Origin of the sequence: Mesorhizobium kowhaii (assembly GCF_003253745.1) — a bacterium.
Taxonomy (GTDB): Bacteria; Pseudomonadota; Alphaproteobacteria; order Rhizobiales; family Rhizobiaceae; genus Mesorhizobium; species Mesorhizobium kowhaii.
This window is the reverse complement of sequence record NZ_MZXV01000072.1, coordinates 80,902-92,386: the sequence shown is the minus strand read 5'-3', so window position 1 is coordinate 92,386 and position 11,485 is coordinate 80,902. Positions and strand designations below refer to the sequence as shown.

Below are 11,485 nucleotides of genomic sequence, written 5' to 3'. Positions count from 1 at the left end.
TTGTCGGCTCCGGCGGTGGCAGAAACGCTTTGGAATCAGTGGCTTGATCTCGAAGTGTATCTGAAACCGCCGGGCCTTGCCTGCCCAAAATCAGGATTCATTCAATAATATCAGCAGCTTGCCGTTTTTGGACGCGCACTAGCTAGGTCGATCTGGACAGCTCCAGCGAGACGAAGATTGCGCCAAGATCCACGCGGACAGCGGCTTGTAGCTCGGATAGATCGGCGGTCGAAAGATGCATGAAGGGCCTCCAAAGAGCGAGTTGCGATGGCCCACTCTGCCAGAGTGCGGGCCACGATCCACTCCCCATGGGATCTGCCGGACGTCCGAGGTGCATGTCGTCCAGCCGCCAGCCATCTGAAAACGCGATGGTACCGTCCGGGACATTATATTGGCGATTTGAACGCCGATTGGCGCATATTTGACGGATAGCGAACCCAACGGCGTCCGCGCGTCAACGACGTCCAAAATGAATCGAGCGAAGTGAAGTGCAGATCAAAGACGTCCTCCTTGCGCCTGGCAACGGCGCATTTTTCTATGACGACCAAGCTGCTATTAGGTCCGGCGCAATCCAGGACGGCTTCATCTACGTTGGTGAACCGATAACGCCTGGGTTCACGTCTCTTCGTCTTCCAGCATCTTCGCTCAGCGTTGGGCTAGTCCTGGCCGACGACATCATTGTCTGGGGCGACATGATGGGCGTCCAATACTCTGGGGCGGGTGGACGCGATCCTTTGTTTGAAACTGCTCAAATCTCGGAATTGACATCGCGGGTTCTGGTGCCGCGGCTTCTCGATGTCGATGCGTCTGGCTACCTTGATGCCTGCGCGAAGGTTTTTGAGCCCTTTGAACAAAAGCGGTTACCTCTAGCGATTGAGTATGGCGTCAGCCAGGCGCTGCTCCGCGCAGCAGCCCATCTTCACCGTACGACCATGGCGGAGATCGTATGCAGTGAATTTGACTTACCGCTGCCAACGCGCAGAGTCCCGATTTACTGCCAGAGCGGCGATGCTCGCGAAATTAACGTGGACAAGATGATTTTGAAGGGCGTGGATGTGCTTCCCCACGGCCTGATCAACTCACGGCAGAAATTCGGCGTCGGCGGCCAGACCTTCATGGAGTTCGTGAAGTGGGTTGCAACGCGTACGCGCCAAATCGGTCGCCCGGGGTATCATCCGGTGCTGCATTTCGATGTGTATGGCTGGATCGGCCAGGAAATCGGCCTGGAGCCGCAAAGCATCGCCGACTTTATCTGCAAAGTTGCAGATACCGTGCCGGATTTCACGCTCAACATCGAGTCCCCGGCGGATTTTGGTTCTACGCAAGCCCAAATTGAGAACTACGCCAAGATCGTATCGATCTTGGACAGCCGGGGTTCCAGTGCGCGCATTGTCGTGGATGAGAGATGCAATACGCTTGAAGATATTCGGCTCTTCGCCGAAGCGAGGGCCACGCATCTCGTCCAGATCAAGACGCCCGATGTCGGCTCAATTGCCGACACAGCGCGGGCCGTTCTCCTCTGCAAGGAAAACAAGGTCGGAGCGTATGTCGGGGGAAGCTGTACCGAGACAGATCTCTCCGCCCAAGCTTCTGTCCACGTATCGGTGGCAACCCATGCCGACATGATGCTTGCAAAGCCCGGAATGGGTGTCGACGAGGCATTCTCAATTGTTGGGAACGAACAAAGCCGGTTGCTTACGATGCTGAACCGTCGTCGAGCTCAAACCGAAAACGTTGTATGAAAAGCACGGTGTCGCATGCAGAACTCTCTTGAGGGGATCACTGTCGTTGCTGTGGAGCAGGCCGTAGCCGCGCCTTATGCGTCGTCTCGCCTTGCGGATGCCGGCGCCCGGGTCATCAAGATCGAACGGCCGGAAGGGGACTTTGCTCGAAACTACGACAGGTTGGTGCGGGGACAGAGCGCTTACTTCGTCTGGCTCAACCGGGGTAAGGAGTCAGTCTGTCTGGACCTGAGGTTGGAGGCCGACCGCGCCGTCCTGGACACGCTCATTGCCAGTGCAGACGTCTTTATCCAGAATCTGAAACCGGGCAGTATCGAAAAACTGGGTTTCGGGTCTGCGGATCTCCGTCGACGTTTTCCGCGGCTGATCAGCTGCGACATCTCTGGTTTCGGGGAGAAAGGGCCATATTCCCACCTGAAGGCTTACGATCTAATCGTCCAGGCGGAAACAGGTCTGTGCGCGATTACCGGTACGCAACAGGGACCGGCCCGGGTAGGGGTGTCGGTTTGCGACATCTCGGCAGGCATGACGGCGCATAGCGCCATCCTCCAGGCGCTTTATCACCGCGAGGTCACCGGCGAAGGGACCTGCATTCAGGTGTCACTGTTCGATGCCGTCGCCGACTGGATGAACGTGCCGGTTCTGCAAAACGACTATAGCGGCTACCACACAGTACGCGCGGGCGTGAAACACCCGTCGCTGGCGCCGTATGGCGCATATCGTTGCGCCGACGGCAAAGACGTCATCTTTTCGGTTCAGAATGACCGCGAATGGGTGAATTTCTGCGAGAAATTCCTGAAGCAGCCCGGGCTTACACGCGCACCTGGCTTTGCTGATAATATGGAGCGCCTCGGTCACCGTGCGCAACTTGATGAGATCATTGAACGGCGGTTTTCCGAACTATCCTGCCACGAAGCGATGCAGGAGCTCGAGGCGGCCGGCTTGGCATATGGCCGACTGAACGAAGTGGCGGATGTTTCAAGGCATCCACACATTCGCAGGGTGCAGGTTGGAACACCCGAAGGAGCCGTCGAGACGATAGCGCCGGCGGCGATTTTCAACTCTGAGCGCCCCGCGCTGCGCCCAGTTCCGGCTCTTGGCGCTCATACCGAGGCTGTCCGCGAGGAGGTTCTGGGGCTTTTGCGCGAAAGAGCCGCGTCAGCGTGAGCGCGCGTCTCGGTAAGGTGAGTGCGCTCGCGGTTTACAAACAGCCTGTTTACCTCGGATCATCTCAGCACATCGGCCATCCAGCAAGCTCACTGCCACCGCCCTCGCAAAAATCGACCGCAGAGGCGATTGCATGATCAGGGACAGCGTTCCGGCCGTTGAAAGTGCGATGTCTGTACCTCGCTGGAGATCCCTGCTCTTCGTTCCCGCTCACGTTCCGCGCTTTGTGGAGGCTGCCCATGAGCGCGGGGCAGATGGCGTCATCCTCGACCTAGAGGATTCCGTTCCCCAGGATCATAAGGGCGAGGCACGGAAGCAGCTTCCTGAATCCGTGGCGAAGGTGGGCAGGAAGGGCAAATCGGTTTTGGTCCGCGTGAATCGTGGTTTGCGCGCCTTGGCGGCCGATCTCGATGCAGCCGTGATGGCGGGTGTTGACGCGCTGGTTCTTCCGAAGACGGATTCGGCAGAGTGGGTATTAGAGATCGCGAATGCGGTTTCGGAACTTGAACGGGAAAGAAAGCTTCCGCTTGAACGAATCCGGTTCCTTGCCCAGATCGAAGCCCCGGACGCCTTGCAAAGGCTCGCTGCCATTGCCTCGGCGCACCCCAGGATGGTCGCAATGGCGCTCGGTCCTGAGGACTTCAGTGCAGCTGTTGGCGGCTCGCCGCAGTTCGACCTCCTGTTGACACCGAACCTTTCTGTTCTGTTTGCCGCCCGTGCGGCCGGCTTGCTCCCGCTGGGCTTCATAGGAAGCATCGGCGAGTTTTCCGACACGCATAAACTTCGTGAAGCCGCGGCGCATGCGCGGCGGCTTGGCTTTGCCGGAGCTTTGGCGATCCACCCGACACAGGTGGCCATATTCAATGAGGCGTTCTCGCCAAGCGCCCAGGAAGTCGAGTGGGCCCGCGATGTCGTCGCGGCGGAAAATGATGCCGCCACGCGTGGACTGTCTGCATTCTCGATGAATGGTAAGATGGTCGATCCGCCAGTGGTGCGGCGCGCCCACGAGATCCTGGCTCTCGCCAGCAATGGCTGACCTGATTCTATGAACAGCCGGACAAACGGTTTCGAGACATGACCACGGTTTCTCTTGCCTGCCATCTCGTTTCGAGATAGATAAGAAAGCACTGGGGATCATGCCCCGGTTGGATTTGTTCATCGTGGACATCAGGCAGTTAAGATACTTTGTCGGCGTCGTTGAGGCAGGCAGTTTCACGAAGGCAGCTGCGAACCTCAACGTTGCTCAAAGCGCTCTAAGCCTGCATGTGCGTCAACTTGAGGAAGGATTCGGCACCCAGCTGCTCGTTCGGGATAGGACCGGTGTCAGCGTCACGGCGTCCGGAGACAAGCTGCTTGAGCGCGCGCGGATCATCCTGAAGGAAGTTCAGCTCACTGAGGCCGAACTGACCAACTCGGTGGCTGCTCCTTCCGGAGAGGTGACCATTGGCATTCCGTCCGGAGCCGCTCGCGTCCTTAGCGGTCCCCTGCTTGAATCGGTAAGAAGCGAATTGCCGAGGATCTCGCTTAAAATGATCGAGGGCATGACGGGACCGCTGGAGGAGTGGATGGCTGCTGGCCGCTTCAATCTGGCTGTCCTTTACCGCACTGCCGAGAGCGTGGGGCAAATGACGGTGCTGGCCCGCGAAGAGTTTTGCCTGGTGGTCCCGCCGGGTAATCCGCCTTTCGAAGATTCGATACCGCTCGCCGACCTGCATGCGTTCCCGCTGGCGGTTCCCATGCGCAACAACAATGTCAGGCGTTCGGTGGCGGATGTCGTTGCGCAACACGGTTGTGTGCTGGACGTCAGATTCGAAGTGGACTCCCTTTCTACGATCATCAATATGGTCATGGAAGGAAAGGCGTATTCCATCCTTACCCCGTCGGCCATTCAGAAAGAGGCGTCTCAAGGCCAAGTCCGAACGGTTAAGATCATTGATCCAGTGATCACCCGTTCCGTTGTGCTTGCCGTAAACCCGAAAGATGAGCGCTCTCCAGCCGTCTCTGCGGTCCGCAAGCTGATCCCCAAGGTCGTCAGGACTTTGATCGAGGGCGGACTCTGGTCGGCCACGACTCCGGACCGGCCGTAGGCACATCCCCGACCAGTTTCATTGCTACCGCTCTTTCGCGGCTGTCTGAGCCGTATCAATCTGGATTCGAGATGGTTTTGGGCGACATTCGATATTTGACCGCATGCGCCTATCGCGATGAAACTGCAGAAAAGCGAGCCCATGGTCCGGATATCGGCTGGTCTCGCACCGGCAAGAATTCAGTCAAGCGGAGCATGCGATGTCCAACGCCACGAGCTATCAGCTTTTTATCAATGGCAGGTGGCGAGGCGGTACTGGAACACTGACAGTAACCAACCCGGCGACAGAGACGGTATTTGGCTCGGTGGCCTCGGCATCGGCATCGGATCTGGACGAGGCCCTTGCTTCTGCAGAGCGAAGCCGCCGGGCCTGGTCCTCGCGACCGCCGAAGGATCGCGGCGAAATCCTCGTTGCGGCCGCCAGAATCCTGGCAACGAAGGTGGCAGCCGCAGCCAAGGATTTGTCGAGAGAACAGGGCAAGACGATTGCCGAAGCGACAGGTGAGTACGCGCGCGCTGTCGAAACACTGGAGTGGAACGGCACCCACGCCGAAGAGCTGTCGGCCCCTATTCCGATGGGCCCGAACCGGATGATCGTCCCCGAGCCCCTTGGCGTCGTTGCTGCCTTCACTCCTTGGAACTATCCCGCCGTTCTCATCGCCCGCAAGCTCGCCCCTGCTTTGGCGGCAGGCTGCCCAGTGATCCTCAAAGGGGCTGAAGAGACACCAAGCGCGGCTGTCCATTTCGTCGAAGCCTTGCGACAAGCGGGTATTCCGGACGGCGTAGTCAATCTCGTCTTTGGCGTGCCTGTGCAAATATCCCGGCATCTCCTCAGCTCGCCGATCGTCAAGGTCCTAACATTCACGGGCTCTACCGAAGTTGGAAAACAGCTCGCCAAGCTCGCCGCGAATAACTTGCAGCGGTGCATCCTCGAACTCGGTGGGCACTCCCCGGTCGTTGTATGCGAGGATGCCGACCTGGCAAAAGCCATACCGGCAATTTCGGAATACAAGTTCGAGTGCGCGGGCCAAAGCTGCAATGCGCCCAGCAGGATCCTCGTCGCGCGGCCTCTCTATGAGGAATTTCTGTCCCGGATGACGGAAGCCGCCGGTAAGATCAAGATCGGCCCACCGGACGACCCGGCGACTGAGATGGGTCCAATGGCAAACGTGCGGCGAATCGAGGCCATGCAGCGTCTGATCCAGGATGCTGTCGATCGCGGCGCCTGCGTCGAAACCGGAGGCACCCGCCTCGACCAGCCGGGCTTCTACTGGCCGCCAACCATCCTGACAGGTGTGCCAAAGGATGCGAAAGTGCTTCATGACGAGCCGTTCGGGCCGATCCTCACCGTGGCGCCGTTCGACACGATCGAGGAGGCGATCGAAGAAGCCAACGCCACTGAGTATGGCTTGGCCGCCTACTTCTTCACCGGCGCCTCCGATGCGAAACGGGCGCTGATCAACGGTCTTTCGGCGGGCGCTGTCAGTGTAAATTATCTGAAAGGGGTTTCCGTAGACGCGCCATATGGGGGCGTCAAACAAAGCGGCTATGGATACGAAGGGGGTGAGCAGGGGTTGCGGAGCTTCCAGAGCCTGAAACTGGTCAACGGGTTCGGATCATTCGGATGAGATTTCGTGGATAAAAAAACACGAACCATTGCCGGCAAGGATATCACAAAGAGCGTCGCCGACGCCCTTCAGTACATCTCGTACTACCATCCCCCCGACTACATCCGATATCTTTCACAGGCATACGCGCGCGAACAGAGTCCGTCGGCTAAGAACGCCATCGGGCAGATTTTGCTGAACTCCCGCATGGCGGCCTTCGGACGGCGCCCGATCTGCCAGGACACCGGTCTCGTGGTGGTCTTTGCAAAGGTCGGCATGGGCGTCCGCATCCAGTCAACGGCCAGTTTCGCCGACCTTGTGAATGAAGGCGTCCGTCGGGCATATCTCGACCCCGACAATCCCCTTCGACCATCAATCGTCTCGGATCCGCTTGGCCGACGATTGAACACGCGTGACAACACGCCGGCAGTCGTCCACGTCGACCTCGTGCCCGGCAACCAGATTGCGATTACCATCGCCGCAAAAGGGGGCGGATCGGAAAACAAGGCGCGTTTCACCACCCTTAACCCCAGCGCGTCCGTCGCCGACTGGGTGGTCGACACCGTTTCTACCCTTGGCAGCGGATGGTGCCCACCCGGCCTGATCTCGGTCGGCATCGGTGGTAGCGCTGAAAAGGCGATGCTGCTGGCTAAGGAGGCGATGAACGAGCCAATTGACATGTCGGAATTGATCGCGAGGGGGCCATCAAGCGCGGAGGAGGTACTGCGGGTTGAGCTTTATGAACGAATTAATGCCCTAGGCATCGGCGCTCAGGGCCTAGGCGGCCTGACGACAGTCGTTGATGTCAAGGTTGCGACTTATCCTACCCACGCCGCGTCCAAGCCCGTGGCGCTCATTCCACAATGCGCTGCCAACCGGCACCTGAAGTTTACCTTGGACGGCTCTGGCCCCATCAGTCTGGAGCCGCCCGACTTGCGCGAATGGCCCAACATTGGGATCGAGGAATTGAACCCAGTCGGCGTCCGGCGGGTCAACCTCGACGCGCTGACCAAGCAAGAGACGGCATCGTGGCGCTGCGGGGAAACGCTCCTTTTGTCCGGAAAGATGCTGACAGGCCGTGACGCCGCCCACAAGCGAATCGTCGAGTTGATCGACGCCGGCAACCCGCTTCCGTTCGATCTGCAGGGACGCGTGATCTACTACGTCGGACCAGTCCGCGCCGTGAAGGATGAGGTCGTCGGACCCGCTGGTCCAACAACCTCCAGCCGCTTGGACGATTTTACGGACAAGGTGCTCGCCGAAACCGGACTTTTCGCGATGGTGGGCAAAGCGGAGAGGGGGCGGGCGGCCATCGAGTCGATCGTAAGACACAAAACTCCCTATCTCATCGCTGTGGGGGGGGCTGCCTACCTGATATCAAAATCGATCAAGTCAGCGCGGCTCATTGCCTTCGAAGACCTGGGCATGGAAGCAGTCTATGAATTCGAGGTGCAGGATATGCCTGTCATCATGGCTGTCGATGTTGAGGGAAACTCCATTCACAATTCCGGGCCTCTTGAGTGGCGTAAGCGCATGGCGGCGGACAGCATCGCACGCAACATCGGCGTTTGAGCCTTCCTGGCCAGGCTCCGTTGGTTGGCATCAATTCCATTGTCGACAACGGCATTAGAGCAGAAGGTCATGAAGTCGAAACTCAATCCTGTGCGCCTGGATGCTTGGGATCTCCGGATTCTTTCAGAGGTTCAGTCAGACGGTCGGATTTCAAAAAGCGAGCTTGCGAAGCGCGTTCATCTTTCGGCGTCGGCCTGCTCGGAGCGGCTCCGCGCGCTCGAAGTCGCAGGGATTATTGAGGGGTTTTACGCGCGGCTGAGTCCGGCCCTCATCGGCGGCATGGTGTTTGTAATGGTGGAGGTCGTGCTGGATCGTCACCGCCTCGAGGACCAAAGACACTTCGAGATTGCGATCCAAAAATTTCCGGAAATCCTGGATTGCTGGGCTATCGGGGGGCGGATCGATTATCTGATGCGCGTCGCATCTCTTTCCATGGCTGCCTATCAGGACTTCATGGAGGGACTGCTGCAGGCAGGCTTGGGGATCGATCAATATTACAGTCTTGTCGTGACCAAACCTGTGAAATCCAATGCGCCGATCCCCTTGTCGGCACTAAGGCAACGGTAAACTCCCCAAGCCTTGGTTTCCACGGTGTTCGATCCCGATTCCGCGAATTCCTTGGCTAAAGACGCGCATTCCCGCGAAACCCGCGGAAGCGCTTCCCGTATAAAGACGCGTCTGACCGGGCGTCCCCCCTCAATCAACGCGAGAAGAGGGATGATGCGCCCTGAGCAATCTGGGAACCGAGCAACTGCGAGAGAAGGACCTCGACAGAAGCAGGCTGCTATACCTCGCCGTGTGGCCGCGCAACAACGGAATGAGTCATGCGGTACGCTTTGGTGAATGATGCGCGGCGTAAGGCCGCTCCCGGGTTGGTTGGTCGTTGCCCGGGCTGCTCACAGCAGACGGTAGCGAAGTGCGGAATACAAAGGACCTGGCATTGGGCGCATCGCGGCAATAGGCCCTGCGACGCTTGGTGGGGGGCAGAAACTATCTGGCCCCGGGGCTGGAAGAATCAATTCCCTCCCGAATGGCAGGAAATCATCCGGCACGACGAAACAGGCGAGAAACACATCGCAGACGTGATGACCAAGCACGGCCACGTTATCGAATTCCAACATTCCTATCTGCCGGCGCAGCAGAGAGACTCTCGCGAACGCTTCTACAAAAAGATGATCTGGCTGGTGAATGGGCTCCGTCTGAAGAACGACCGACGCCGATTTTTCGAGAGTGACAACCTGTTCCGGGTGCCCTTCTCGGTGGACGTGTTCGTCACGCGCAATCCAGAGCGTTGCATGCCTTCTGCATGGGTCAACTGCACAAAGCCCGTCCTTTTTGACTTCGAAGGTTTCGCGGCTCCAGAAGGCGCACCCAAGGCACTTGAAGGGAAGCTCTGGTGCCTATTGCCAGGGCGCGTCGACAGTTATGCGGTTGTCGTGGCGGTTTCGCGAGCTTGGTTTTTGGACGCGGCTTGGAACAGGGAGCAGATCATCCCTACGCAGGCGATAGGATGGTTCGTCCACAATAGACTGAGCGCACGTCATCGAAACTACGCGCATGATCCGAATTTCCGGAGACGGGGGCGGCGCCGACGGCGATTTTAGCAACCAAGCTGAAAGTTCCGAAGGGCTTTGGCCAGCGGCGGTCGAATTGATGGGAACTGGGCTGCTCATCCCGCAAGGGCGCAGGCGCACAGGATTCGCTTCCGGTGTCGGGTGGAGATTCGGTGAGAGCGACGAATGATTGGGCTCGAGTAACGGCAGCCGACATCGGGGGCGCCTGTAGACGAAAACGAAGCTTGAAAATATATCTGCAAAATATATCTGCATGGCGAGAGAATCCGCGCTGCATACATCAGGTTGGCACAATAAATACGATTCATTCGATTCTATGGGCGGGAAAATGAAAAAACTTAATGAGACTTCCACAACAGCTGCAGGTCAGGCGACGGGATCAAAAAACAAGATCACTCTCATCATCGTCGTGAATGGAGATCCCGTTTCTGTTGATGCCAACGTGAATGCACCTCTTCATACAGTGATAGGGAAAGCCCTGGAAATGTCCGGCAATGTTGGACAGCCACCTGAGAACTGGGAGCTGAAGGACGCCGCAGGCAACGTTCTCGATGCGAGCAAGAAGATCGAGGACCTTGGACTTGTCGCCGGCACCAAGCTGTTCTTGAGCCTCAGGGCTGGTGCTGCGGGTTGATAGAGGGCCAGTTCGTCGACGAGGCGGTCTCCCGGCGCAAGTTCGATCGCGAGATCGCACGGTATAGGGAACTCGAAGGCGAATACCGCCGACGGGGCTGGTTTCCAGTTGAGGCGGCATTCCCGCGCGTCCTGGTGATCTTTGCCAGTTCCAGGCTGAACCCAAGGGCCATCGTCTGCGCAGTTCGCCTCGATTTCACGAACTATGACTTAGTCCCGCCATCGGTAACGTTTGTCGATCCGTTTACGGGCGCCGCGCTGCCGATGAAGAGCCTTGGCTTCAAGATGCTGCGGCTCGACGGCATGGCGAACGCGACGCCGGAAACAATCACTGCGATGGGGCAACAGGGCCGTTTGGTATTCCAGGAACTGATCCAGGCGCATAGCCCGGAGGAGGTTCCTTTCCTGTGCTTGCCCGGCGTTCGCGAATATCACGATCACCCAGCGCACACAGGTGACTCATGGCTATTGCATCGTCGTTCTGGCGAAGGCTCGTTGCATTTTATTCTGGAGCAAATCTGGGCGAGCGGCATCAACCCGATCAGGAACATCAACTATCAGGTACAGTTCCAGTTCCAGGGTTTCCAGGTGGACGGGGCAGTGCTGCCTCGATAGCCGGGCTGGCGAGGGTCGAACGTTTCCGAGTTCCGCGCCGGGCCATCCTGGACGTGCACAAGCATTTGGCGGCCGTGGGGCAAGCTGGCTACGAAGGGCTTGGACTCTGGGTGGGAAAGACGGCGGGTGAAACGGCGACAGTCGAGCGCGCGTTGATTCCGCAACAGCGCCTCATTCGAAGTGCATCCGGCGTCGGCGTGCAAATTGAAGGCGATGAGCTGCATCGTCTCAACGTGTGGTTGTTTGAGAACGATTTGCGAATCCTGGCCCAAGTCCATAGCCATCCGACTGACGCCTACCATTCCGGCACAGATGACGAGAACGCTATAGCGACGGCCATCGGCAGCCTCTCACTTGTCGTTCCTGATTTCGCGAGCCAGCCATTCGATTTGTCGTCAACGGCTGTCTATCGGCTCAATGCGGCGGGTAGCTGGCTAGAGGTGCCTTGTCAGACAGCCCACCGTTTGATTGAAATCGTGGACTGAGAAA

Annotated in this window: 11 protein-coding genes and 1 pseudogene; all 12 read left to right on the top strand. The window is 58.3% G+C overall.

The genetic code is table 11. From position 1 onward, the window contains the following. Nucleotides 1–488 precede the first annotated feature (488 nt). The 12 genes and pseudogenes from B5V02_RS32870 (at nt 489) to B5V02_RS32820 (ending at nt 11,481) form a co-directional block, all read left to right on the top strand. On the top strand, nt 489–1,742 hold the full coding sequence (locus B5V02_RS32870) for a methylaspartate ammonia-lyase (protein WP_111548139.1): 1,254 nt from the start codon (nt 489–491) through the stop codon (nt 1,740–1,742). Nucleotides 1,743–1,757: 15 nt separating this feature from the next. Then, nucleotides 1,758–2,909: a CaiB/BaiF CoA transferase family protein gene (locus B5V02_RS32865; protein ID WP_111548138.1), complete on the top strand. Its 1,152-nt coding sequence runs from the start codon at nt 1,758–1,760 to the stop codon at nt 2,907–2,909. Between the two features lie 133 nt (nt 2,910–3,042). Beyond that, nucleotides 3,043–3,945 carry an HpcH/HpaI aldolase/citrate lyase family protein gene (locus B5V02_RS32860; RefSeq protein WP_245446341.1) on the top strand — a complete coding sequence of 301 codons (903 nt, stop codon included), beginning with the start codon at nt 3,043–3,045 and terminating at the stop codon, nt 3,943–3,945. Between the two features lie 124 nt (nt 3,946–4,069). Beyond that, a complete protein-coding gene (locus B5V02_RS32855) occupies nt 4,070–4,996 on the top strand; it encodes a LysR family transcriptional regulator (protein ID WP_111548152.1) in 927 nt (308 codons plus the stop codon). 199 nt (nt 4,997–5,195) lie between these two features. After that, nucleotides 5,196–6,623 carry an NAD-dependent succinate-semialdehyde dehydrogenase gene (locus B5V02_RS32850; RefSeq protein WP_111548137.1) on the top strand — a complete coding sequence of 476 codons (1,428 nt, stop codon included), beginning with the start codon at nt 5,196–5,198 and terminating at the stop codon, nt 6,621–6,623. Between the two features lie 6 nt (nt 6,624–6,629). Further along, complete coding sequence (locus tag B5V02_RS32845; protein ID WP_111548136.1) at nt 6,630–8,174, top strand: fumarate hydratase; 1,545 nt, start codon at nt 6,630–6,632, stop codon at nt 8,172–8,174. A gap of 69 nt (nt 8,175–8,243) precedes the next feature. Continuing rightward, nucleotides 8,244–8,741 carry an Lrp/AsnC family transcriptional regulator gene (locus B5V02_RS32840; RefSeq protein ID WP_111548135.1) on the top strand — a complete coding sequence of 166 codons (498 nt, stop codon included), beginning with the start codon at nt 8,244–8,246 and terminating at the stop codon, nt 8,739–8,741. A gap of 257 nt (nt 8,742–8,998) precedes the next feature. Next, nucleotides 8,999–9,133: pseudogene (locus B5V02_RS42925) on the top strand (competence protein CoiA family protein); the annotation flags it as partial. Nucleotides 9,134–9,259: 126 nt separating this feature from the next. Continuing rightward, a complete protein-coding gene (locus B5V02_RS32835; RefSeq protein ID WP_146606199.1) occupies nt 9,260–9,778 on the top strand; it encodes a competence protein CoiA family protein in 519 nt (172 codons plus the stop codon). A gap of 223 nt (nt 9,779–10,001) precedes the next feature. Then, nucleotides 10,002–10,382: a DUF2604 domain-containing protein gene (locus B5V02_RS32830; RefSeq protein WP_245446340.1), complete on the top strand. Its 381-nt coding sequence runs from the start codon at nt 10,002–10,004 to the stop codon at nt 10,380–10,382. Next, nucleotides 10,379–10,996, top strand: a complete 618-nt coding sequence (locus tag B5V02_RS32825; protein ID WP_111548133.1) for a putative metal-binding protein — start codon at nt 10,379–10,381, stop codon at nt 10,994–10,996. The genes B5V02_RS32830 and B5V02_RS32825 overlap by 4 nt, the downstream gene beginning before the upstream one ends. Nucleotides 10,997–11,049: 53 nt before the next feature. Continuing rightward, entirely contained in the window at nt 11,050–11,481 is a 432-nt protein-coding gene (locus B5V02_RS32820) for a Mov34/MPN/PAD-1 family protein (protein ID WP_167458767.1), read from the top strand. The last annotated feature ends 4 nt before the right edge of the window (nt 11,482–11,485 follow it).